Source organism: Comamonas squillarum (assembly GCF_025309455.1).
In the GTDB taxonomy this organism is placed as follows: Bacteria; Pseudomonadota; Gammaproteobacteria; order Burkholderiales; family Burkholderiaceae_C; genus Comamonas; species Comamonas squillarum.
Window position 1 is genome coordinate 855011 of the sequence record NZ_CP104377.1, and the last position, 21997, is coordinate 877007.

The following is a 21997-nucleotide window of genomic DNA, read 5'->3' on the forward strand; positions in this document are numbered from 1 at the left end:
TGGTTGAAAGCACACGGCGAGAGCCTCCCCGGCGCCACTACGGCACTGGGGAGGCTATTTTTTCTAACGTGTTTTCAAGTCAGTAGATGCCAAACATAAACATGGCCCCATGTGACGTTAAAACCAAGTAATTTGAATATTATCGTATTCCAATGTCCAGGCTTGGGACATGTTATTAGCAAAGACGAGGCCGAAGCTGAAGCCGCTAAGCCTGTTGTTAATAAGTGAATTCTCTTGGTTAATTGTGTCTTGGATTGCAATATTTGCCACCAACTGCCCACTTGGGTTTTTGATTTGATAGGCAAACCAGTTGTTGTCGGCCACATGAATGAATACATCGTACCAAACATTATCTAGTAGCGGACTACCGCAGTTGGCGCCACCCCAGACGTAGTTGGTCGCATTACCGCTCGCTGGATCTATGAACCAGGTCTCAGGCTGGCTTGTAACGCCACTAGGGCAGGGATTAGCTGTTGCACTTAGACCACCTACGATCAAGCCCTTGCCTCGGTTGTACCATCCCGTGCTTTCAGCTCTTGCCATTGCAAAAAAGTGCGCTCCAGGATTTGATGTAAATGTGCCGACAGTTCTGAAACGGAACTTCAATTCTTGCGTTGAAGCTCCAGCTGGCTTTTCAGTTGCAAAAGTGTGATGCAAAAATCCAGAATTTGCCCTGGAAATTCGATGAGCTGGTAAAGTTTGTATGCCCCAAGAATAGGTTTCCCGAACTCGATCTACAGGGGTGCCATTGACAATAGCTCTGGAAAATGTGACTTTCGTCGGGTATTCTGGTTTGACTTGAGCGTTTACGCATTATGAATGCAAAAGCCATGCTAAATGGCACTGCCAACTTCAAAAATGACTTTTTAAAATTCATTCTTCTCTCTCCAATAATTTGTATCGAAGCAGCCAGCGTACATCGCATGCAATCATGCGTCAATAAAAGCGAGAACGAGGCCCGGTGCGCGAAAATCGATTTCGGATGACATCGGTCAGATCCCGGCCCCTGTACCTTGGCGCCAAGAGGCTCCAATGTGCAATCGCTACCACTCCCCAGATGAAGGCTACATCCAGCAGTACTGGTGGCTGAACCCCGGTAGCTGGGCCTGGGTGCCCGCGATGTGTTCCCACGATCACCCGGTGGATTCATCCGGCGCGCCGCAGACGACCCTGGCTACAGCAAAGAGCTTGCCGTGGGGAGATGGGGCCTGATCCCTTGGTTCGGCAAGACGCCTGACATCAAGTACAGCACCAACAACGCCCGTGCCGAGGAGGTGGCGGACAAGGCCAGCTTCAAAGACCCGTGGAAACGCGGCCAGCGCTGCATCATCCCGGCGACCACCTTTGACGAGCCGTACTGGGGGCCATATGAGGCGCAGTTTAAGAAGTGCGAATGGTGGCGCTTCAAGCGCGCGGATGGCGATCCCTGGGGGCTAGCCGGGCTGTGGAATATCTGGACAGATAGGGCCACAGGCGAAGTGCATGAGAGCTATACGATGCTCACACTCAATGCTGACGGTCACGAGATCATGGGGAAGATAAACAAAAATGAGCTCAATCCCGATACCAAAAAGCCACTTCCCTTGGACCAGCAAGACAAGCGGAGTGTGATCCCCATCGAGCTGGCTGATGTGGATCAGTGGCTTGAAGGATCAATAAAAGACGCACAAGCGCTGCTCAAGTTAGCACCGGTGGAAGTGTTCGCGGCAGGGCCGGCCTAACCCTCGACATCCTCCACAATCCACTGGTGGATAGTTTGATATGCCTGCCCTGGCATGTCGAGTAGGTGAGGGTGACTGGCCTGCAGGTACTCAGAGAACAGATGGATCTGCTTTCCCGAGTCGTAATACGGGAACCAGCCGTCGCTAAGGTCGCGCATGTTCTGGCGCCAGGCCCGCCAAAGACCAATGACTACACCGCGGCGTTCAGAAAGGGACATCTGGCTCCAAGCTTTCATAAAGGGCCACTGCATCAGAAGACAGTGGCGTGCTGTGCAAGATCATAGTGCCCAAGACCGGCATAGCCTCTGGGAAGTCTGGCTTGATGCCATCCCATCGCTCGTGCTCGGTGGTCTGCAGCCACCCCTGGCCGTTCTTGATGTGCCAGCGCCAGTATCTTGATTGATCCATAGACACCTCCAAAAGACTGTATATGTATACAGTAAATGGAGCGAGCAATGGAAGCAGTCAGGAAATTTGCGGGTCAAGATTTGCCAGGGCTATACCTGGGTATGGCGACACCTGGCACTGAGCTAGATTTGGAGGGCAAGCGCCGGGTTGGGTGTGATGCCTATGTGCTTCGGCTGTGCTTCAATGGTGTGTACCTGCCGGCTGAAATACTGGCCAGGCGTGCTAAGTCCATGGGAATGCTGCTCAGTACCGCAATGACAGATGGCAGCTTCCAAACTTGGCTGGTAGATCGCAATGAGCCTATGCGGCTCATCATTCATGGGCTGGAGCGTGTCGAGGTATGGCGGCAACGCCAATCGGGGACTCTCCTGTTACGAGGTTTCGAGTTTGACGAGGGAGAGCTTCAGCGCTGGCCGCAAATTTGGATGTGCGGCACCAATCTCCGGGAGATGCATGAGATCTTGGGGAAGATGTCGCACTGGCTCTCCGCGAAATACAAGGAGGTCAAGCGAGGGCCGCACCCTCATGTTCGACCAGGCTAAAACTCTACCCAGCCAGAAGCTTGGTCTTCCATTCCCAATTTTCGTATCTGTCTCCGACCTTCTTGAACTGGGTGTAGCGCTGCAAGCTCTGCCAAGAGCGATGCCCTGAAACTTGCGCAACATGAGGAATGTTCCAGCCCATCTCAAACAACCGGCTGATCCCTTCATGTCGAAGGTCATGGAAATGTAGATCTTCAATTCCGAGTAGCTTGCATGCTCGAGTAAAGCTCGTGCTGACAGACTCAGCGTTGTAGGGCCAGATGCGACCCTTTGCCACCTTGCGATTCTGAATGAGCTTGAGAGCTTCTGGCAGGAGGAGGGTGGTGACATCGTTGCCTATCTTTTCACCCGGGTTTTTCATGTCGCGAACGATGACCTCAGAGTTTTCCGCATCCACATCCTCGCCCAAGATGCGGCAGGTTTCCTCCTGTCGGCGCGTGGAGAATAGGCTGAACAGTATGATGTAGGTCATCGGGATAGAATCCTCCCGCTTTCGCTCATAGACCGAGTAGTAGGTCATGAGCTTGTTCAACTCCTCAAGAGTTGGGCGGCGTGTGCGCTGCTTTGACCTGGAAATGAGCCCAAGCTTTTCAGCCACCACGCGTGCGTCTTCACAAGCTTGCTTGTCTAGGGGGTAGCCCGAAGCAGGACGGGCCACAGTGAAAATCGCGGAAAGGTGGGAAAGGTAGTTGCCTCGGGTTTGGGGCTGACTGGTAAGGCCTTCTAGGTACTTGATGACCGTCGCACTGTCGATCTGAGAGCAATGTGTCTCACCAAGCCAAGAGCTGGCAATTGTGCGCAGAACCTGATCCTTGGTCTTCCCGTGTGGCTTGAGCTTATCCCCCAGGTACTTCTGGATGACGACAGATAGGATTGGGTCTTCAGGTTTATCAAGGGCGCCAGGTTCCGCAAGCTCTGTCTCGCGCTTCTTGATCCAGGTTTTGGCGGCTGCTTCGCGGTCAAAGGTCTGGGTTTCAGCGTGAACGACCTTGCCACCCTTTTTGACGCGGACTTGGGCGGTGTAGCCCACGCTTCCGTCTTTGCGCTCACGGCGGATTATGGTTCCCATAGTCTCGGTGCAACATTGAAAAATTGTTGCACTGAATGTAGCACCAAAGTGCTAAAAATGGCATGAAATTAGATCAAATGGCATCGAATCAGACAGTTGAAAAATCGTTGGTTTCCATAGGGAAAACGCCTCTTCATTGGCCAGGACGCATGTCCGTTGCGCCGATGATGGACTGGACCGACCGCCATTGCCGCTATTTTCACCGTCTGCTCACGCGCCAGACCTTGCTCTACACCGAGATGGTGACGACCGGTGCGCTGATCCATGGGGATGTGGCGCGGCATTTGCGCTTTTCTGCAGAGGAACACCCGGTCGCCTTGCAGTTGGGCGGCAGTGAGCCCGCAGACTTAGCCCAATGCGCCAAGCTGGCGCAGGACTGGGGCTATGACGAGGTCAACCTCAACTGCGGCTGCCCCAGCGAGCGTGTGCAGCGCGGCGCCTTTGGTGCCTGCCTGATGAACGAGAAGGAATTGGTGGCCGATGGCGTCAAGGCCATGCGCGATGGGGTGGACATCCCGGTAACGGTCAAACACCGCATTGGCATTGACAAAAATGAGAGCTATGCCTTTGTGCGTGACTTCATCGGTACGGTGGCCGAGGCCGGTTGCGAGGTATTTGTCGTGCATGCCCGCAAAGCCTGGCTCAAGGGCTTGTCGCCCAAGGAGAACCGCGAGATTCCGCCGCTGCGCTATGAGGTGGTGGCGCAGCTGAAAAAGGACTTTCCGCAGCTGACCATCGCGATCAATGGCGGCATTGCCGATGACGCCACGGTGCTGGCACAGCTGGACCAGGTCGATGGCGTGATGGTGGGGCGCGAGGCCTACCACAACCCCTGGTGGCTGGCCCGTTGGGATGCGCTGTTCTATGGCGCCGAGCCCAACAACGACATCAGCCGTGAATCGGTCGAAGAGGCGATGGTGCGCTACATGGAGCGCGAGGCTGCCGAGTACGGCACGCACTGGTACGCCATTGCCCGCCATATGCTGGGCCTGCGCCAGGGCATGCCCGGTGCGCGCCGCTGGCGCCAGGTCTGGAGCGACCACCGCATGAAGCATCTGCCACCGCACGAGGTCATGCAAGCGGCCCGCACCAAACCCGAACGCCAAACCGACGCGCCCGTTTTGGTAAATGTTTGATACGGCAATGCCGGCGGCAGCTGGTCGTTGCTGGTCGCTGCCGATCGGTATTGCGCGGCAGCAGAGCGGCGGCATGCCCCTATAGCGCCCTCGCGCAGGCCTGATTTTCTTGCTAAATCCCTCTGGTGCCAAAGCGGCAGCGCCTGCCAACTGAAGCTCCGCGCCCGCTGGCAGCCCTGGCGCAGCCGGTAGCGGTTGCTATACTTCCCGCGATATATGCCGCCTTGGGCAGCGCCAATACGGTGCATGCCTGGGCGGCAAAGTGCAGACCAAACAAAGCACAAGGGAAGAGGGATGGGGGAAAAAATCCGCGATGGGCTCTGGGCCTGTTGTTGGCGGTGGGGTGGCTCGGCGCTCACCGCTTTTATCTGGGGCGCTATGCAAGCGCCGTGGCGCAACTGGGCATCAGCGTGCTGTGCGCGGCGCTGTGGCTATGGGGAGGTCCCCTTGCACGCTACGCGCCTTACCTGCTCGGGCCGGTGGTCTTTTGGCTGCTGCGGGATGGTTTTTGGCTGTTCGACTACTTTCGGGTCGAGGAAGACATGGATTCGCGCCTGTCCGCCTTTGCCCAGTCGCAGCTCGATGCGCAGGCATCGCAGCCAGCGGCGAGCGTGCAGGCTGCGGCAGCCCCGGCGCTTGCCCCTGTGGCCCAGTCCCTGGTGGCTGCAGCACCCTTGCCTCACCCCAAGTCCGATCCTGCAGCCGATCTACAGGCCGACAAAAAGTCGCTGGCCATCCAGATGGCGCAAAAGCATATTGGCGATGCGCTGGCACACCGGGATATCCAGACCGCGCATGCCGAGGCGGACACCTTGGTCAGGTACCTGGCGCAGCGCAGCCGTAAACCGCAAAACGATCCCCATTTGGCGATGGCCTATCTGCTGCAGGGGATGACCTTCTACCAAACCGAACACCTCGATGCCGCGCGCAAAAAACTGCAGATGGGGGTGCATCTGGGCGCGGCTTTTGCCGAGCTGGCGCAACCGGTGCAGCAGGCGCAATCCTGTTTGCAGCGCCTGCGCGCGCCCAAGATGGCGCCGGGCACCACTGCCACCCCTGCACTGCAGCCAGGGCAGTACCCGCTGCTGATGCAAGCGCAGGACTGGGCGCAGGCATTGACGCTGTGTGAGCAGACCATTGGCTTGCAGACCGCCCAGAACGGGGATCTGCCCGATCTGGCGCAGCACCATCTGCATGCGATGGAGATAGCCCAGCATCTGGGCGATACGGCGCGGCAACGTGGGCATGGCCAGGCCTTGCTGGCGCTGGCCGTGCGCGAGGGGGCTGCTGTGCCCGCCACGCTGCGGCGCCAGGCGCTGGAACGCCTGGGGAATGGGTACCAAGCGGAGGGGAAGCACCGCCACGCTACGCAGCACTATGCGCAAGCGCTGGCGCTGGTCGATGTGCGCAGCGGGGGCAACGCCGCAGCCCAGGCCTTGGCACTGTGCGCGCTGTTGCAGCGCATGGCCGCCAGCCATGCAGCGCTGGGCGAGACGGCGCAGGCGCTGCAATGCTGGCAGCGGCTGGCGCTGTACGTGGACAGCTTTGACCGGCTGGACCAGCAAGGCCAGCGCATGCCCGATCCGGAGGCCGTCTCTGGCATGTTGGCGGACTACGCAGCTTTCGCCACCCATCACCAACCGACACAGGTCAAGCCCCTGGTGCAGCAGGCCTTGCGCATACAGCAGCGCAGTTGCCGGGGTTACTCGCTGGCAGCAGCGCGTGCCTATGAGGTGTTTGCGGATTTTCTGGCGGCGCACGGGCAGACCGATGCCCGCCGCAGCTACCTGAAAAAAGCGCTGCTGCTGGTGCAGATCTGTGACCCGGACAACAGCGCGCATCTGCAACAGCTCAAAACAGCGATCAGGGAGGCGGCATGAGCGTGCAAGGACTTTTTTATGCGCTGCCGCGCCATGGCCTGCGGGGCTTGCTGGTCGAGCCATCGGCGATGGATGACTACCTGCAGCGCAGTGCTGCGCAAGGCGGGCCGCTCGCCATGCTGGACCAGGGCAGCCTGTGGCAGCAGGACATGCAGCACCTGCCCGAGATCGAGCCCGGTGTGGCGGTGGAGGGCACCTTGGCCCAGCAGTGCTGGGCCTGGCCGGCCGACCTGGTGACGGACAGTGCGCAACGGCTGGCCGCCATCAGCGCAGCCCAGCTGGTGCAGCGTATGCATGCCTGGCAAAAGACGCAGGATGGCAGCGCGCCCGACCTGGAAGCCCTGCGCCTGTGGGTGCGCCGGCAGGCCGCGTTGCGCGGCTTTTGGCAGGCAGCGGCCCAGCGGCGTGATGCCGTGCTGCTTTATGTGGTGTAGCGCGGGCCGCGCTTAGCCCATCAGCGCCATCAACTCGGCGGCAGCGGCCTCGGGGTTGCCTGCGTTGACGATGGCGCGCACCACGGCGATCGATCCGACACCGCTCTTGCGCACCTGCGCAAACTCTGCTGCCGAGATGCCACCAATAGCCACCTGGGGATAGCTGCGCGTCAATGCGGCATAGCGCTCCAAGCGCGCCAAGCCTTGCGGGACGGTGGCCATTTTCTTCAAGGTGGTCGGAAAGACCGCCCCCATCGCGATATAGCTGGGCTGGGCCTGGCTGGCACGCACCATCTCGGCATAGCCATGGGTGCTGACGCCCAGGCGCACGCCGCTGGCGCGCAGCTCGGCTAACTCTTCGGGGCTGAGCGCATCGAGGTCTTCCTGACCCAGGTGCACGCCATAGCTGCCCGCCGCAATCGCCTGGCGCCAGTGGTCGTTGATAAAGAGCAGCGCGCCGGTGCCAACCACTGCGGCAACGGCAGCCGCAATCTCGGCACTGATCGCCTGGGCATCGTCGGATTTGAAGCGCAGCTGCACCGTAGGCACGCCCGTGCGGGCCATGCGGCCCACCCATTCGGCCGTTGGCAGCACGGCATAGAGGCCCAGCCGCTGGGGGCAGGGCGCAAAGGCCTCAGGCCCGCCGCTGGTCAGCAGGCCAAAATCGGCGGCTTGCGTGGGCCAGGCCTGGGGATCGAACTGGCCGGTGCGGGCGGTCTGCGCGCTCCAGGCGCTGGCCAGACATTCGGCATCGATGGCGATAAAGCCCAGTGCGCTGCAAGCGGCCAAGGCGCCGGCATAGACGGCATCGTGCTGGCGGTCTGCGGGCAGCGCGGGCGTGGGTTGCGGCGGAAAGCTGGCAAAGGCGGCCTGGTGGGCGGCGGTGATGGCCTGTGCGATCTGGGCTGGGGTGGCGGAGGCGTGCATGGGCATGGCCTTTTAGTTGCTTTGGTGCCAGAACGGCGTGCCCAGCACCGGGGTGCTGGGTTGGGCCATGTCCTGCGCCTGCATCGCGCCGGCGCGGAAGGCGGCGTGGCCAGCGGTGGTGGCATCGGCAAAGGCGCCGGCCATGGCGACCGGGTCTTGCGACAGCGCAACGGCGGTGTTCAGCAGCACGCCGTCAAAGCCCCATTCCATCACCTGGCAGGCATGGCTGGGCAGGCCCAGGCCCGCGTCGCAGATCAGCGGCACATCCAGGCGCTCGCGCAAGGTCTGCATCGCATACGGGTTGACGGGGCCACGGCCCGTGCCAATGGGGGCAGCCCAGGGCATGACGGCCTGGCAGCCCACATCGACCAGGCGCTGGCAGAGCACCAGGTCCTCGGTGCAGTAGGGCAGCACCTGAAAACCGTCCTTGATCAGGATGGAGGCGGCCTCCACCAGGTTCAAGGTATCGGGCTGCAAGGTGTAGTCGTCGCCAATCAGCTCCAGCTTGATCCAGGGCGTCTCGAACACCTCGCGCGCCATTTGCGCGGTGGTGATGGCCTCTTGCAGGCGCATGCACCCGGCGGTGTTGGGCAGGACCGGCACATTCAGGCGTTTGAGCAATGCCCAAAAATCGCTGCCGGTCTCGGCAGCGTTGCTGCCCTGGCGGCGCAGCGATGCGGTGACCATGGCAGGCTGGGCGCGGGCGACGGCCGCTTCCAGCACGGCGGGCGATGGGTAGCGCGAGGTGCCCAGCAGCAAGCGGCTTTGAAAACGCTGGCCATACAGCACCAGGGCGTCGTCGGAGGAGGGAGTGGCGTTCATGGCAAAGGCCTTGGGTAAATACGGGTCAGGGGCCGGGCGGGGGTGGCCCGGGCAGATGGCGCCGGCGCTTAGCCGCCAGTGACGGGCGAGATGACTTCGAGCTTGTCACCGGCTTGCAGCTGGCGGCTGTCGTACTGGCCCTTGGGCACAAATTCGGTGTTGACGGCCACGGCAAACGGCGGGCGCGGCTGCAGCTGCGCCAGGGCCACGGCGATGGTGGCGCCTTCGGGCAAGGCGGTGGCCTGGTTGTTAAAGAGAATCTGTATCGTCATTTGTCTAGGCTCATCAGGGGGGCTGCGGGCCATCAGGCGCCCGCGAGCAGGCGCACATCCAGATCGAAGCGCGTTGCCAGGGGTGATTGGCCGGTCAGCAGTAGCTCGACCGCGCAGTCCAGCACCGCTGGCGAGATCATGAAGCCGTGGCGGTAGAGGCCATTGACCTCCAGCACCCTTGGCCGCACCTGGCGGATGGCTGGCAGATTATCGGGCAAAGTCGGGCGGCACTGGGTGTTGATCTCCAGGATGCGTGCCTCGGCAAAGCCGCTGTGCACGGTGTAGGCGGCACTCAGTAGCTCCATCGCCGAGCGCACGCTGGCCGGCGACATGTCATCGGACTCGATCTCGGTGGCGCCGATGACAAAATGGTGGTCCTGCTTGGGCGCGATGTAGATCGGATAGCGCGGGTGCATCAGGCGCGTGGGGCGGCGCAGCTGCACCTCTGGGGCATGCACACGCAGCACCTCGCCGCGCACGCCGCGCAGCTGGCTCCACTGGGGTTTGGCGCCCAGGCCGCGGGTGTCGATCAGCAGATCGGGCTGGCCCTGCGCACCGGGCGAGAAGTCATCCAGCTCGCGCGCCTGGTGCCAGTGCAGGCGCACGCCCCGGGCCTGCAGCGCCGGCACCAGTGCGGCCAGCAGTTGGCGATTGTCCAACTGCCCTTCACCTGGCAGGTAGTAGGCCGCCTGAAAATGGCCCGCCAGCGCTGGCTCCAGCTCGGCGATCTGCGCACGGTCCAGCATTTGCAAAGGCGGCAGCTCCGGAATGGCAGCCTGCGTGCGCTGCAAGATGCCATGAAAGCGCTGGGCTTCGGGTGCGTCTTGCCGGTGCCAGACCACCAGGGTGCCCGCCTGCTGCAAAAACACTGGCGCCTCCAGCTGCGCAAGCAACGCGGGCCAGCGCTGCAGCCCGTACTGGCCCATGCGCACCACGCCGTGCTCGGTCACGGCCGACTCGGCCAGGGGCGCCAGCATGGCGGCGGCCACGCGCGCTGCAGCATGCTCAGCGTCTGGCCCGCCCCGGTCGTACAGATCGATGGAAAAGCCGAGCCCCGACAGCTCCAGCGCCATCAGCCGGCCCAGCAGGCCAGCGCCCAGAATGGTGATACGGGATTGGGGAGAAATGAAGGGCGGAGAGGACATGTTTTGTGCTTGGCAATAGACAAAACAGTGCGCGCAGCTGCCGAAAACTCCCCACGCCAGCATGACCTGGATCGGGTTGCGGAGCGCTACCGTGGCGGCGCGCTCCAGGGTCTGATCTCAGTCGCGCTGCAGCCAAAGCGCTGCAGGGACACCCCTGTTTCGTCTCAAGCTGCATTAAAGCACAGCGCTGCGCTGCAACCACCGTGCAGTGTCAAGCCGTCGTCACAATCGTGGATAATTTTGCCCAGGCCGGGCCAGTGTTGCCCGGCATTGTTTTTGGACTGCAGCCATGGCCTCACTGACCCCATCTTCTCCTGTCTCCTTGCCCCGTTATGCCCGGGTGCTGTCGATTGCAGGCTCCGACAGCGGCGGGGGGGCCGGTATCCAGGCTGATCTCAAGACCATGTCGGCGCTGGGCTGCTTTGGCATGACCGCGATTACGGCGCTGACGGCGCAAAACACGCAAGGCGTGCGCTCCATCCATGGCGTGCCACCAGTCTTTCTGCAAGAGCAGCTCGATGCCGTCCTGGAGGACATTGGCTGCGATGCCGTCAAGATCGGCATGCTCCACGCGCCCGAGATTGTCGCCGTGGTGGCTGCGGCGATTGACCGCTATGCCTTGCCCCATGTGGTGCTGGACCCGGTGATGGTCGCCACCAGCGGCGACCGCCTGATTGCCGAGGCCACAGTGGCTGAGCTGGTGCGCGAGCTGTTTCCCCGCGCTGCACTCATCACCCCTAACCTGGACGAAGCGGGTTTGCTGCTGGGCCGCAGCTTGGTGCATGCCGACCAGCTCGAGCAGGCGGCGCAGGACTTGCTGGCCCTGGGCGCCCAGGCCGTGCTGATCAAGGGCGGCCATTTGCCGGGCGACGAGGTGGTGGACTTGCTGGCCACTGCCGACGGCGCGCGCCTGCGCCTGGCTTCCACCCGTATCCACACGCACAACGGCCATGGCACCGGCTGCACCCTGTCATCGGCCATTGCCTGCCAGCTGGCCTTGGGGCAGCCACTGCCGGCCGCCGTCAGCCTGGCGCGGCAGTACATTCTGGGCGCCATTGAATCGGGTGCCGATGTGCATACCGGCCAGGGCCATGGCCCGCTCAACCATGGTTGGAACCCGCAAAAGCAGGTCATTGTGCGTTGAACACCTGCGCTTGGCGGGTTCTGTAAGCAGCAGTCAAGGTGGCTGCGCAGTTGATTTTTCGTCCATACTTACGTCTAAATGGCTAAATAATTGACGATTTAAAATCGAAATGACCTGAAAGTTGTCAAGATTACGACGGAATGCAATATTTACTGAACATCAAATGGTGTTGCTGTTAATTTAAGTTACTCTCTACGTTTACGATTTAAGCCATTGATATATATCAATAATATGCCGAAAATGTAGCCGAAATCAAGTTTTTGATACATTTCTCATCGTTGTTTTTCATGGGTTAAATCAACCTAGGTAAACAGTGTGTAAACATTTAAATTTCTAAGGCCTGCTGTCAACCGCCTCGTCAGCCCCGGCGTTGAACACCCATCTTTAGGAGATTGTTCACATGACCACCGCAAATGTTTTCAGCATCTGGCCAGAAGACGAACGTGATCGCAAGCGCTAAGCACTGGCGCCAGTAGCTCTTTTTTCCTGCTTGCCGATACTGAATCCGGCAACCCACCCCAGTAGACGGCTCCTCCATGGAGCCGTTACTTGCGAATAGGGCGCGGAAGCTGCACATTCCCGCCCGGGATGGACCAAAGACAGTCCATCCGCTCTCAACATGCACCTCGCTTCCGTGGCCATCTGGCCCCAGAAAGGCGGGGTGTTTGTTTTTCTGGCGCAGTTGTAGGGAGATCAGCCTTCAGGCCAGCGCACCAGGCGCGCTGGTTCAGCAGTTGCAATGGGGTTTAAGTGGCAGAGCTGGCTGTGCTGAGGCTTGGTTGGCCCAGCAGGCTGCGCGCTTGCTGGCCCGCATGGGCACGTGAGGCGGACAGGCGCAGCAGGCGCTCCAAGGCGCGGTCCTGGATGCCCCGGCTCTTGAGGGCCGTGTAGGTGGACTCGGCGTAGTCCAAGGTAGTGCCATAAATGCCGCAGGACTGGGCGAAGATGCGGCGGTAGTCTTCTTCGCTCAAGGTGCCCGTGCAGCGCGGGCTGGATTTGGACAGAGTAAAGGCCAGTGCCTTGACGGGGCCGTCTTCGGTCTGGCAATCGAGCCACTTGGGATCGTAGGAATCGGTGGCCATTTCGCGCTGCCACAGGCGGGGCATCATCTCGGGCACATGCTGGCGGGCGATGCGAAACGCCATGCCCCGGCAGCTGCCACCCGAAAACATGCCGAACACCAGACCCGGACATTCGGGCGTGCCCCGGTTGATGTGGCTCCACATCTTGAGCGCGCGGTGCCAGCCAAAAACCCGCGCGTGGCGGCATTCCAAAAATTCGAACTCCGGGCGCCAGATCAGCGACCCGTAGGCAAATACCCAGAGGTCGTCTGTTCCTCCCCATTCCTGCATGGTTTGCGCCAACATCTGTTGTGGGCAACGACTGCGGGATGGAGCGACCAAATTCGTCATAGTGCTATCAACCAACAAAGCAAAGTAACAAGCAATTGTTATAGCGCTCGGCGTGAGCCAGCGCTAGCGTTGCCGCGCCCGAGCTTCTAAATTTGCGTTGAAAGCAACAGTCTGGCGGGCGCTGGACGCACTGTGCACAACGCAGCAGGCGGCCAGGGCGATGACAGCGCCCCTGCACCGGCTTGTGCAAAGATTTGCATAGCACGCGGCAGCACGGACGGGTGGCGCAGCCGCCTGTTGTTGCAGGCATGTCGCCAGCTGGTGGGCATGGCAAAGGGCCGAGATTATTCAATGCTATGATGTTCATAGCTGATGCGGTACTCAGCGGTGCTCAGAAACCGGTTTTTCGGTGAATGTTGCCAGCGCGCTGCCGTGTACAGGTGGCTTGCGTGGGGCAAAGCAGCCTGGTTGGCGTTCGACGAGAATGGTCTTCCTATGAATATAGTGATCTTGGACGATTATCAGGATGCAGTGCGCAAACTGCAGTGTGCATCCGTTCTCGACGCCTATTCGGCCAAGGTCTATACCAATACCGTCAAGGGTTTAGGACAGTTGTCGGTGCGCCTCAAGGATGCCGACATCATCGTGCTGATCCGCGAGCGTACGCATATCAACCGCCTGCTGCTCGACAAGCTCCCCCGTCTCAAACTGATTGCCCAGACCGGGCGCATCGGCTCCCATGTGGATTTGACGGCCTGCACCGAGCGCGGCGTGGCGGTGGCCGAAGGCGTGGGTTCTCCCGTTGCGCCTGCCGAGCTCACCTGGGCGCTGATCATGGCCGCAGCACGCCGCCTGCCGCAGTACATTGCCAACTTGAAGCATGGCGCCTGGCAGCAGTCGGGATTCAAGGCGGCCAATATGCCGCCCAATTTTGGCCTCGGCACAGTGCTGCGTGGGCGCACGCTGGGCATCTGGGGTTATGGCCGCATTGGCCAGCTGATTGCAAGTTATGGCAAGGCCTTTGGCATGGAGGTGCTGGTCTGGGGCAGCGATGGCTCGCGCGCCAAGGCGCTGTCCGACGGCCACAAGGTGGCGCCGAGCAAGCAGTTCTTTTTTGCCAATAGCGATGTGCTGACGGTGCATCTGCGCCTGAGCGAGCAGACCAAGGGCTGCATCAGCTTTGAGGACCTGGCGCAGATGAAGCCCTCGGCCACCTTCGTCAACACCTCGCGGGCCGAGCTGGTGCAGCCCGATGCGCTGATTGCCGCGCTCAACCGGGGACGCCCCGGCATTGCGGCCGTCGATGTGTTCGAGAGCGAACCTATCCTGCAGGGCCATGCCTTGCTGCGGCTGGAGAACTGCATCTGCACGCCCCATATTGGCTATGTCGAGCAGGACAGCTACGAGCAATACTTTGGCGTGGCTTTCGACAACGTGGTCAACTTCATCAGGGGCCGGCCGTCGAATATCGTCAACCCGGGTGCGTTGCAGGTGCGCCGCTAAGTCGGCTTAGCGCACAAAAAAAGGGCCCTGCGAGGGCCCTTGGTGTTGCAGCAGCGCGGGTATCACTCCAGCTGCAGTTTCTTTTTCGCAATCAAGGCGTTGTACATCTTGCGGTCGCTGCTGATGCGCGTTTGCAGCGCAGCTGGCGACGCGTCCTCCAAGGTCCAGGCCTGGCGCAGCAGCTGATCGCGGATATCGGCGGTGTTGAGCACCTTGAGCAAGGCCTCGCTCAACTGGCTGCGGATGGCGGCCGGCATGCTGGCGGGGGCCATCAGCGCATTCCAGACTTCGATATTCACATCCTGGGCGCCGATTTCGCGCATCGAGGGCGTCTGCGGCATCAGCTGCGTGCGCTGGGCCGAGGTGACGGCCAGCGCCGCCAGCTTGCCGCTTTGCACCAGCGGCAGCACCGAAGATATGGGCAGCAGCGCGCAGTCGAGCTGGCCGCCCATCAGCGCGCCAACAACACCGGGCGCACCGGTGAAGGGGATGTGCACGGCCTCGAAATGCAGCGCATCTTTGAGCAGCTCCATACCCAGATGGCCGCCCGAGCCCAGGCCGGTGGAGCCATAGCTGGCGGCATTGCCTTTTTGGCGCAGGCTGGCGAGCGCCTTGTCGGTCTGCGCACCCGCTCTGGCGGGCACCACCCAGGCCAGCGGCGATACGCCCACCAGGGCGAGCGGCGCAAAGTCCTTGACCGGGTCGTAGGGCAGCTTGGCGTACAGCGCCTGCGACGAGGTCAGCGGGCCATTGCCCACAATGCCAAAGCTGTGGTCATCGCTCGCGCGGGCCACCTGGTCAGCGCCGATATTGCCGCTGGCACCGGGCCGGTTGTCGACCACCACGGGCTGGCCCAGGATCTGCGCCAGCGGCTGGGCGATCATGCGCGCCTGCATGTCGGGCGAGGAGCCCGCCGGGTAGCCAACGATAAAGCGCAGGGGTTTGCTGGGCCAATGGGCCTGGGCTGCATGGGCGTTGGTCCAGCCCGCAGGCAGGGCAGCGGCGGCGGCAAAGCCCGCCAGGGATTGCAGCAAATGGCGACGGTCGATGGTCATGAATAACAGGGCAGGGTGATAACTGGCGGCAATCCTACCCCAGTCCAGCCCGGTCCCTGCTGCTCACCTTGTCCGCCAGGCGGCTGCGGCCGGGCGCCAATGAAGCGCGACAAGCCCGCGCGCACAGTGCAGCGGCGTGGCCCGGGCCATGCCAGTATGATTTATGCTTTGTCACCGGCCGTCGCACAGTTTGCTTGCGTAGGCAAAAAATCCTGATCCATGAGCCGTTTACGCACCCGACGCCCCAATTCCTCCTCTTCAGCACAGCCCGCAGGCGCGGCGCATCCATCGCCATGGCCGGGCAGCCCGCAGCCCGCTGGCGGCCCAGGGTCTGTGCGCACGCCACCCGATGCCAGCCGGCGCACGACCTGGCTGCTGCTGGCCATCTGGATTGGCGTGATGTTGGCGATCTACCTGGTGACCGAGGTCTACCGCAAGCCCAGCGAAGGCAAGGTCATGGCCCATGGCGTGCTGGAGATTCCCCGCGACCGCGACGGGCACTTTCGCGTCGCAGGCTCGGTCAACGGCGTGCCGGTGCAGTTCATGGTCGATACTGGCGCCAGCCTGATCAGCATCACCGATACGGTGGCCGAGCGTGCGAACTTGGGCGAAGGCGTGCCGATCAGCTTTCAGACGGCCAATGGCGTGCGCCAGGGCATGATGAGCCGGGCCGAGCGTATCGAAGTGGGGCCGCTGGCCGTCAACGACTTGCGCGTGGGCACCGGTTACACCGGTGAGAGCGCACGCGATGCGCTGCTGGGGCAGAACTTCCTGCGCTACTTTGATGTGAGCATCTCGGGCAATAGCATGGTGCTCAAGGCCCGCGATAGCGAGTCGGCGCGCTGACTCTGGAGGCCTGCTCAGCCCATGTCCGGCTTGCAGTCAAACGCCGCCTGCAAGCCATTGTTGCCATCGGGCAGGCGCACGGCGGCTGGCGATGCGCTGGCCTCGTACAGGCCCACGCAGTGCTGCGCTGCCAGCGCACGCGCCAATTGCAGTGCGGCCTTGGCCTGCGACGGCTGCACGGCCACAAAAACTATATTGCGGCCAATGCTGTAGTCGGCGAGCAGACTTTTGTCTTCGGGTGGGAGTTCTTCCCGGTAAGGGCCTGACCGGGGGGGAAAGCGCTGCATCATATCTAGGCACCAGGCTTTGAGCGACAAGGTGGCGACGGCCGGGTCCTCATAGTCATGGTGCTCAGGCCATTCGGTCTGCGCCTGGAACCAGAGACCAAAGGCCGACGCCTCCTTGGGCGCGGCAGTGGGCGCAAAAACCAGCAGATGGTAGCTCATGGTGTGGTCTCCCGGCAATGATGCCCCGAAGCCCATTTAACCAAAGCTGCTGCGTGTTGGGTGTGCGATTTGTCCTACGCCCTGCCATGGGCAAGCTGCGGCGTCGTCGGACCTCGCATGCCCAGCGCGCGGTGGGCAGGCGGTGTGGCTGGGCTTACTTGGTGCCGAAGATGCGGTCGCCCGCGTCGCCCAGGCCCGGCAGGATGTAGCCGTGGTCGTTGAGCTGGCGGTCCACGGCGGCCGTGTAGATGTCCACATCGGGGTGGGCGGCCTGCATGGTCTTGATGCCTTCAGGGGCTGCGAGCAGGCACATGAACTTGATCGACTTGGGCTGGCACTTGTCCTTGAGCTGCTGCACGGCGGCGGCGGCCGAGTTGCCGGTGGCCAGCATCGGGTCGACAACGATCACATCGCGCTCGCCCATGTTGTCGGGCATCTTGAAGTAGTACTCGACGGGTTGCAGCGTTTCGGGGTCACGGTAGAGGCCGATGTGGCCGATACGGGCGCCGGGCACCACGTTGAGCATGCCGTCGAGAAAGCCATTGCCCGCGCGCAGGATGGAGACCAGGGCCAGCTTCTTGCCATCGATGACCTTGCCGACCATCTTTTCCATCGGGGTTTCGATCTCAAGATCCTGCAGCGGGAAGTCGCGCGTAATCTCATAGGCCATCAGGGTGGACAGCTCGCCGAGCATGCGGCGAAAGCTGTTGGTCGATGCTTCCTTGCGGCGCATCAGGGTGAGTTTGTGCTGGACCAGCGGGTGGTCGATGAGGTGAACGGTGCTCATGGTAGTTGCCAATGTCATTTTTGGCCGCAATGGTAGCAGTGCCGCTCTGTGGCCGTGCGCTGCCGGTGAATATATTTACCGAATGGTAGGCTTTTGCAGGGCCCATCGTCGCCAATCGCCGCTATTCGCCGCTCAGGCGCTGCCCAGCAATTGCGCGTAGCGGCCCAGGTCCACATTGCCGCCGCTGATCAGCACGCCCACGCGGGCGCCCTGCAGATCGACGCCGCCAAAGCGGGCCCCGGCCAGGCTCAGCGCGCCGGTGGGCTCGACCACCATCTTCATGCGCTCGGCATAAAAACGCATGCAGTCCACCAGCTGCGGGTCACTGGCGGTGACGATGTCGGTCACATCGCGGCGGATGATCGCATAGGTCAGGTCGCCCAGTGCCTGGGTCTGCGCGCCATCGGCAATCGTGCGGGGCGTGGCGATCTTGACGATCTCACTCTTGCGCAGCGATTGCTGGGCATCATTGCCGGCCTCCGGCTCCACGCCATAGACCTTGCACTGGGGTGCCATGGCCTTGGCCGACAGCAGGCAGCCCGACAGCAGTCCGCCGCCGCCCAGGCAGACAAACAGGTAGTCGAGCTGGGGCACGTCCTGGAACAGTTCCATCGCGCTGGTGCCTTGGCCGGCAATCACATCGGCATGGTTGTAGGGCGGCACCAGGGTCATGCCACGCTCCTGGGCAATGCGCTGGCTGATCGCCTCGCGGTCTTCGCTAAAACGGTCATAGGTGATGACCTCGGCGCCATAGCCGCGCGTGGCATCGAGCTTGGCCGCCGGGGCGTCTTCGGGCATCACGATGGCCGCGGGCATGCCCAGGATGCGGGCCGACAGCGCAATCGCCTGCGCATGGTTGCCCGACGAAAAGGCCAGCGCGCCGCGCTGCGCCTGCTGCGGCGAGAACTGGGCCAGCGCGTTGTAGCCGCCCCGAAACTTGAAGGCGCCCATGCGCTGGTAGTTCTCGCACTTGAAGAAGAACGCTGCCCCCGTCAATTTGTCGAGGGTGGACGAGCGCAGGACCGGCGTGCGGTGGGCAACGCCCTGCAGGCGCTGGGCAGCGGCCTGCACATCGTCAAAAGTGGGGAGCGGGGTGGCGGTGGCGTTCATGGTCGATCAGGGTGGCAGAGGCATCGAGGGATTCATGGTAGTGGCTTTTTGGCGGTTTGGTGTCGCTCTGGTGGTCCGCCTTGGGGGTGCTGCAGGCTGCATGCAGCGCTGCGGGTCGCTGCGGCGCCCGACACCTGGCTCGCGAGGCTGGCAGACAAGCTTGTGCGCAACGCTGGCGGGCAGGCTGTAACCACCGTTGCCTATAGGCGTTTACGTATAATCGGCCGCTTGTATCGGCTTATGTTGCTAAAGGTTGGGGTATGTGGAACAAAAAATTTGCGCTGGCCATCGGTGCCGCAGCGGTCTCGGTGTTGGCAGCGGGCGCGGCGCAAGCGCAGGGCCGTGATCTCGTGGTGGCCTCGAGCGCGACCTACGCACCTTTTGCGTTCGAGAACAAAGACAAGCAAATCGTGGGTTTTGATATCGACATCGTCAATGCCATCGCCAAGCAGCAGGGCATGAAGCTGCGCATCGTCAACACACCGTTCAGCAGCATCTTTGCCTCGCTCAACAATGGCGATGTGGACTTTGTCATCTCCGGCGTGACCATCAACGACAAGCGCAAGCAGAGCTTTGATTTCTCCCAGCCTTACTTTGATGCCCGCCAGCTGATTGCCGTACCCAAGGACAGCACGGTGGCCTCGCTCAAGGACCTCAAGGACAAGAAGGTGTCGGTGGTCAGCGGCTCGACCGGTGACGATGTGATGAGCCGCGAAGTGGGCAAGACCAGCGCCAATATCCGCCGCTTCGAGAGCACACCGCTGATCATCTCCGAGCTGGCCGCCGGCGGCGTCGATGCGGCGATTGGCGACAACGGCGTCATCGCCTACCGCGTCTCGCAGTACCCGGCGCTCAAGACTGTCGATGATGCGAGCTTCCCCAAGGAGCATTTCGGCATCGTCGTGCGCAAGGGCGACAAGGCCCTGCAAGACAAGATCAACGCCGGCCTGGCCGCCATCCGCGCCGATGGCAGCTACAACGTGATCTACAAGAAGTGGTTCAACCAGGACTACAAGCCCCAATAAGGCAAGGCTTGGCGCAGTTGCAATGACGGCCCTGTGGCCGTCATTTTGTTTGAAGGAATGGATTGATGGACAACAACACCCCCGTAGAGTGGTTCGGCTGGTTCCGCCCCGATATCCTGGTGGAATACAAGCAGATGTTTTGGCAGGGTGCCATGGTCACCATCGGCATGACGGTGGCCTGCGTGATCATGGGTTGCGCGCTGGGCCTGATGCTGGCCCTGGCACGCCTGGCCGACACGCGCCACCAGCCCTGGAAGGGCGTGTGCAAATACCTGCTGCGCTGGCCATCGACGGCCTATGTCAGCTTTTTCCGGGGCACGCCGCTCTTTGTGCAGATCTTGCTGATGCATTTTGCCGTGATGCCCTTGTTCGTGCACCCGGTCAACGGGCTGTTCATCAGCGGTGACCTGGCGCGCACGCTCAAGCAGGACCATGGCGCGCTGATGTCGGGGGTCGTGGCCTTGACGCTGAACTCGGCGGCCTATATCTCCGAAGTGTTCCGCGCCGGCATCCAGTCGATTGCGATGGGCCAGAAGCAGGCGGGCATGTCGCTGGGCATGACGCATGGCCAGATGATGCGCTATGTGGTGATTCCGCAGGCCTTTCGCCGCATGCTGCCGCCGCTGGGCAACAACATGATCTCGTTGCTCAAGGACACCTCGTTGGTCTCGGCCATCGGCCTGGCCGAGATGGCCTATGCCGCGCGCACCGTGGCCGGCGCCTATGGCCGCTACTGGGAGCCCTACCTCGCTGTGGCGCTCGCCTATTGGCTGATGACCTTTATGCTGACCCTGGGCCTGCGGGCACTGGAAAACCACCTGGCACGCACCGATCGCACTTGACTGCGCAGCGCATAAGCGAAAAAAAAGCCGGCATTTGAACTGCACCCCAAAAGTTGGACATCCATCCAACCTTTGGGGTGTTTTTCATGGCGAAGTACGACGAGAGTTACAAGCTGGAAGTTGTCCAGGGCTACGTGCAGGGGCAGCATGGGTTCAGAGCACTGGCCCATGCTCACGGTCTCGACCAAGCGACAGTGCGACGTTGGGTAAAGAGCTACCAGCAGCATGGCCTATCAGGGTTGCGCAAGAAGTTCAGTCGCTACAGCGCTGACTTCAAACTGGCAGTGTTGCAGCGGATGTGGCGAGATGATCTGTCTGCACGAGAGACGATTACCTTGTTTGATATCCGGGGTGGCACGGGTGTCATCAGCGCCTGGGAGCTGCAATATCATGACGGTGGGCCGCAAGCACTTGCACCCCGGCCAAGAGGACGCTCCAAGAAGATGCCAAACCCACCCACAGCCAAGCCCGCACAGGCACAAGCAGTTATGTCTGCGGACGACACGCGTTCGCACGCAGATTTGCTCAAAGAGGTGAAGTACCTGCGCGCGGAGGTGGCGTACCTAAAAAAATTGGAGGCCTTGGTTCAGGCGAAAAAACAAGCTGCGCAGAAAAAGCGCGGATAGTGCTTGAGCTAAGGCCAGATCACGACCTCAAGGACTTGCTGCGGGCAGGTAAGCTGGCGCGCAGCACCTTCTATTACCAGGCTCAAGTGCACAGGAGAGGCGACAAATACGCTGAGCTCAAGGCTCAGATCCGATCTGTCTACGAGCTTCACAAAGGACGCTATGGCTATCGGCGCATTGCGCTTGAACTCAAGCGCAATGGCTGTCATGTGAACCACAAGAGCGTGCAGCGCCTGATGCAGGTAATGGGGATGAAGTCCCTGGTTCGGCCCAAGAAATATCGCTCCTATCGCGCCGGGCAGCACGCGGGCGTGGCCAATGTGTTGCAGCGCCAGTTCATGGCCGAGCAGCCTAACCAGAAATGGGTGACGGACGTGACAGAGTTCAACGTCTTGGGTAAAAAGCTATACCTGTCGCCTGTCATGGATCTATTCAACGGCGAGGTGGTGAGCTATCAGATGAATACGCAACCGCGCTTGAAGATGGTGGGTGACATGTTGCGCAAGGCGCTAGGCAAGCTGGGCAGGGAGGAAAAACCATTGCTGCATTCCGACCAGGGCTGGCAGTACCAAAGTCGTGCCTATCGCCGCTTGCTGGCCGATCATGGCCTGGTGCAAAGCATGTCACGTCGGGGCAATTGCTTGGATAACGCAGCGATGGAGAGCTTCTTCGGAACCTTGAAGTCCGAGTTCTTCCACCTCAACAAGTTCAGCAGTGTGGCGCAGCTTCAAGAAGGTCTTCACCACTACATCCATTACTACAATCACCAACGCATCAAGCTAAAACTAAAAGGCCTGAGTCCGGTGCAATACCGGATTCAGGCCTTCAGTCCCTAGCTTCCAACTGTCCAACTTCTTGGGGTCAGTTCAATTGCCGGCTTTTTCTTTGCCTGCGCCCTGTAAGGC

General features: G+C 61.3%; 23 protein-coding genes. 11 read left to right on the forward strand and 12 right to left on the reverse strand.

Features of this window, described 5'->3' with window-relative positions; all coding sequences use genetic code 11:
- Positions 1-117: 117 nt before the first annotated feature.
- Positions 118-657, reverse strand: coding sequence for a hypothetical protein (locus N4T19_RS04035; RefSeq protein WP_260719530.1), 540 nt, complete (start codon positions 655-657; stop codon positions 118-120).
- A 464-nt stretch (positions 658-1121) separates the two neighbouring features.
- Here N4T19_RS04035 and N4T19_RS04040 point away from each other — a divergent pair, with 464 nt between their 5' ends.
- Entirely contained in the window at positions 1122-1721 is a 600-nt protein-coding gene (locus N4T19_RS04040) for an SOS response-associated peptidase (protein ID WP_260719531.1), read from the forward strand.
- Here N4T19_RS04040 and N4T19_RS04045 read toward each other — a convergent pair.
- Entirely contained in the window at positions 1718-1939 is a 222-nt protein-coding gene (locus N4T19_RS04045) for a hypothetical protein (protein ID WP_260719532.1), read from the reverse strand. The two genes, N4T19_RS04040 and N4T19_RS04045, sit on opposite strands and share 4 nt — an antisense overlap.
- A gap of 237 nt (positions 1940-2176) precedes the next feature.
- Here N4T19_RS04045 and N4T19_RS04050 point away from each other — a divergent pair, with 237 nt between their 5' ends.
- Positions 2177-2671: a hypothetical protein gene (locus N4T19_RS04050; protein ID WP_260719533.1), complete on the forward strand. Its 495-nt coding sequence runs from the start codon at positions 2177-2179 to the stop codon at positions 2669-2671.
- Between the two features lie 4 nt (positions 2672-2675).
- On the opposite strand, the gene N4T19_RS04055 is transcribed toward N4T19_RS04050, so the two are convergent.
- A complete protein-coding gene (locus N4T19_RS04055) occupies positions 2676-3701 on the reverse strand; it encodes a site-specific integrase (RefSeq protein ID WP_260719534.1) in 1026 nt (341 codons plus the stop codon).
- A gap of 116 nt (positions 3702-3817) precedes the next feature.
- Here N4T19_RS04055 and dusA point away from each other — a divergent pair, with 116 nt between their 5' ends.
- From dusA to N4T19_RS04070, 3 genes are all read left to right on the forward strand, one after another.
- Complete coding sequence (dusA, locus tag N4T19_RS04060) at positions 3818-4876, forward strand: tRNA dihydrouridine(20/20a) synthase DusA (RefSeq protein ID WP_260719535.1); 1059 nt, start codon at positions 3818-3820, stop codon at positions 4874-4876.
- Between the two features lie 242 nt (positions 4877-5118).
- Positions 5119-6756, forward strand: a complete 1638-nt coding sequence (locus tag N4T19_RS04065) for a TM2 domain-containing protein (RefSeq protein ID WP_260720266.1) — start codon at positions 5119-5121, stop codon at positions 6754-6756.
- The gene (locus N4T19_RS04070) at positions 6753-7190 is read left to right on the forward strand and encodes a YfbM family protein (protein WP_260719536.1); all 438 of its coding nucleotides are present in this window, start codon (positions 6753-6755) and stop codon (positions 7188-7190) included. The genes N4T19_RS04065 and N4T19_RS04070 overlap by 4 nt, the downstream gene beginning before the upstream one ends.
- A 12-nt stretch (positions 7191-7202) precedes the next feature.
- Here the strand turns inward: N4T19_RS04070 and N4T19_RS04075 are convergent, their stop codons facing one another.
- From N4T19_RS04075 to N4T19_RS04090, 4 genes are all read right to left on the reverse strand, one after another.
- Entirely contained in the window at positions 7203-8117 is a 915-nt protein-coding gene (locus N4T19_RS04075) for a thiamine phosphate synthase (protein WP_409935152.1), read from the reverse strand.
- Positions 8118-8129: 12 nt separating this feature from the next.
- A complete protein-coding gene (locus tag N4T19_RS04080) occupies positions 8130-8939 on the reverse strand; it encodes a thiazole synthase (protein WP_182341208.1) in 810 nt (269 codons plus the stop codon).
- A gap of 68 nt (positions 8940-9007) precedes the next feature.
- Positions 9008-9205: a sulfur carrier protein ThiS gene (gene thiS, locus N4T19_RS04085; RefSeq protein ID WP_260720267.1), complete on the reverse strand. Its 198-nt coding sequence runs from the start codon at positions 9203-9205 to the stop codon at positions 9008-9010.
- Between the two features lie 38 nt (positions 9206-9243).
- Complete coding sequence (locus N4T19_RS04090; protein ID WP_260719538.1) at positions 9244-10356, reverse strand: FAD-dependent oxidoreductase; 1113 nt, start codon at positions 10354-10356, stop codon at positions 9244-9246.
- Between the two features lie 289 nt (positions 10357-10645).
- On the opposite strand from N4T19_RS04090, the gene thiD reads away from it, so the two are divergent.
- Positions 10646-11500, forward strand: a complete 855-nt coding sequence (gene thiD / locus N4T19_RS04095) for a bifunctional hydroxymethylpyrimidine kinase/phosphomethylpyrimidine kinase (RefSeq protein ID WP_182341214.1) — start codon at positions 10646-10648, stop codon at positions 11498-11500.
- A 746-nt stretch (positions 11501-12246) separates the two neighbouring features.
- On the opposite strand, the gene N4T19_RS04100 is transcribed toward thiD, so the two are convergent.
- On the reverse strand, positions 12247-12912 hold the full coding sequence (locus tag N4T19_RS04100; protein ID WP_116925605.1) for a gamma-glutamylcyclotransferase: 666 nt from the start codon (positions 12910-12912) through the stop codon (positions 12247-12249).
- Between the two features lie 435 nt (positions 12913-13347).
- On the opposite strand from N4T19_RS04100, the gene N4T19_RS04105 reads away from it, so the two are divergent.
- Entirely contained in the window at positions 13348-14355 is a 1008-nt protein-coding gene (locus tag N4T19_RS04105; RefSeq protein ID WP_116925606.1) for a D-2-hydroxyacid dehydrogenase family protein, read from the forward strand.
- A 62-nt stretch (positions 14356-14417) separates the two neighbouring features.
- On the opposite strand, the gene N4T19_RS04110 is transcribed toward N4T19_RS04105, so the two are convergent.
- Positions 14418-15410 (reverse strand): Bug family tripartite tricarboxylate transporter substrate binding protein, encoded by a 993-nt coding sequence (locus N4T19_RS04110; RefSeq protein ID WP_260719539.1) that lies wholly within the window; start codon positions 15408-15410, stop codon positions 14418-14420.
- A gap of 219 nt (positions 15411-15629) precedes the next feature.
- On the opposite strand from N4T19_RS04110, the gene N4T19_RS04115 reads away from it, so the two are divergent.
- Complete coding sequence (locus tag N4T19_RS04115) at positions 15630-16256, forward strand: retropepsin-like aspartic protease family protein (RefSeq protein WP_243419301.1); 627 nt, start codon at positions 15630-15632, stop codon at positions 16254-16256.
- A gap of 14 nt (positions 16257-16270) precedes the next feature.
- On the opposite strand, the gene N4T19_RS04120 is transcribed toward N4T19_RS04115, so the two are convergent.
- The 3 genes from N4T19_RS04120 to N4T19_RS04130 form a co-directional block, all read right to left on the reverse strand.
- Positions 16271-16702, reverse strand: coding sequence for a hypothetical protein (locus N4T19_RS04120; protein WP_116925608.1), 432 nt, complete (start codon positions 16700-16702; stop codon positions 16271-16273).
- A gap of 154 nt (positions 16703-16856) precedes the next feature.
- Complete coding sequence (gene upp / locus N4T19_RS04125) at positions 16857-17489, reverse strand: uracil phosphoribosyltransferase (RefSeq protein WP_021028434.1); 633 nt, start codon at positions 17487-17489, stop codon at positions 16857-16859.
- Between the two features lie 132 nt (positions 17490-17621).
- Positions 17622-18599 (reverse strand): threo-3-hydroxy-L-aspartate ammonia-lyase, encoded by a 978-nt coding sequence (locus N4T19_RS04130; RefSeq protein ID WP_260719540.1) that lies wholly within the window; start codon positions 18597-18599, stop codon positions 17622-17624.
- Between the two features lie 260 nt (positions 18600-18859).
- Between N4T19_RS04130 and N4T19_RS04135 the strand changes: the two genes are divergently transcribed.
- The 3 genes from N4T19_RS04135 to N4T19_RS04145 all read left to right on the forward strand — a co-directional run bounded on the left by N4T19_RS04135 (position 18860) and on the right by N4T19_RS04145 (position 21928).
- The gene (locus N4T19_RS04135; RefSeq protein WP_021028432.1) at positions 18860-19624 is read left to right on the forward strand and encodes a basic amino acid ABC transporter substrate-binding protein; all 765 of its coding nucleotides are present in this window, start codon (positions 18860-18862) and stop codon (positions 19622-19624) included.
- A 65-nt stretch (positions 19625-19689) separates the two neighbouring features.
- Positions 19690-20466: an amino acid ABC transporter permease gene (locus tag N4T19_RS04140; protein WP_116925610.1), complete on the forward strand. Its 777-nt coding sequence runs from the start codon at positions 19690-19692 to the stop codon at positions 20464-20466.
- An 86-nt stretch (positions 20467-20552) separates the two neighbouring features.
- Positions 20553-21928, forward strand: a protein-coding gene (locus N4T19_RS04145; protein ID WP_260718296.1) for an IS3 family transposase whose coding sequence is annotated in 2 segments (ribosomal slippage) — positions 20553-21042 and positions 21042-21928 — 1377 coding nt in all. Because the reading frame shifts where the segments join, the coding sequence is not laid out codon by codon here.
- Positions 21929-21997: the final 69 nt, after the last annotated feature.

Excerpts from the sequence above, each read along its gene's own strand:
- N4T19_RS04105 (WP_116925606.1), top strand. The coding sequence starts at position 13,348 with ATGAATATAGTGATCTTGGACGATTATCAGGATGCAGTGCGCAAACTG.
- dusA (WP_260719535.1), top strand. The coding sequence starts at position 3,818 with ATGGCATCGAATCAGACAGTTGAAAAATCGTTGGTTTCCATAGGGAAA.
- N4T19_RS04075 (WP_409935152.1), bottom strand. The coding sequence starts at position 8,117 with ATGCACGCCTCCGCCACCCCAGCCCAGATCGCACAGGCCATCACCGCC.
- N4T19_RS04090 (WP_260719538.1), bottom strand. The coding sequence starts at position 10,356 with ATGTCCTCTCCGCCCTTCATTTCTCCCCAATCCCGTATCACCATTCTG.
- N4T19_RS04135 (WP_021028432.1), top strand. The coding sequence starts at position 18,860 with ATGTGGAACAAAAAATTTGCGCTGGCCATCGGTGCCGCAGCGGTCTCG.
- N4T19_RS04120 (WP_116925608.1), bottom strand. The coding sequence starts at position 16,702 with ATGAGCTACCATCTGCTGGTTTTTGCGCCCACTGCCGCGCCCAAGGAG.
- upp (WP_021028434.1), bottom strand. The coding sequence starts at position 17,489 with ATGAGCACCGTTCACCTCATCGACCACCCGCTGGTCCAGCACAAACTC.
- N4T19_RS04080 (WP_182341208.1), bottom strand. The coding sequence starts at position 8,939 with ATGAACGCCACTCCCTCCTCCGACGACGCCCTGGTGCTGTATGGCCAG.
- N4T19_RS04045 (WP_260719532.1), bottom strand. The coding sequence starts at position 1,939 with ATGTCCCTTTCTGAACGCCGCGGTGTAGTCATTGGTCTTTGGCGGGCC.
- N4T19_RS04130 (WP_260719540.1), bottom strand. The coding sequence starts at position 18,599 with ATGAACGCCACCGCCACCCCGCTCCCCACTTTTGACGATGTGCAGGCC.
- N4T19_RS04140 (WP_116925610.1), top strand. The coding sequence starts at position 19,690 with ATGGACAACAACACCCCCGTAGAGTGGTTCGGCTGGTTCCGCCCCGAT.
- thiD (WP_182341214.1), top strand. The coding sequence starts at position 10,646 with ATGGCCTCACTGACCCCATCTTCTCCTGTCTCCTTGCCCCGTTATGCC.
- N4T19_RS04050 (WP_260719533.1), top strand. The coding sequence starts at position 2,177 with ATGGAAGCAGTCAGGAAATTTGCGGGTCAAGATTTGCCAGGGCTATAC.
- N4T19_RS04100 (WP_116925605.1), bottom strand. The coding sequence starts at position 12,912 with ATGACGAATTTGGTCGCTCCATCCCGCAGTCGTTGCCCACAACAGATG.
- N4T19_RS04070 (WP_260719536.1), top strand. The coding sequence starts at position 6,753 with ATGAGCGTGCAAGGACTTTTTTATGCGCTGCCGCGCCATGGCCTGCGG.
- N4T19_RS04115 (WP_243419301.1), top strand. The coding sequence starts at position 15,630 with ATGAGCCGTTTACGCACCCGACGCCCCAATTCCTCCTCTTCAGCACAG.
- N4T19_RS04110 (WP_260719539.1), bottom strand. The coding sequence starts at position 15,410 with ATGACCATCGACCGTCGCCATTTGCTGCAATCCCTGGCGGGCTTTGCC.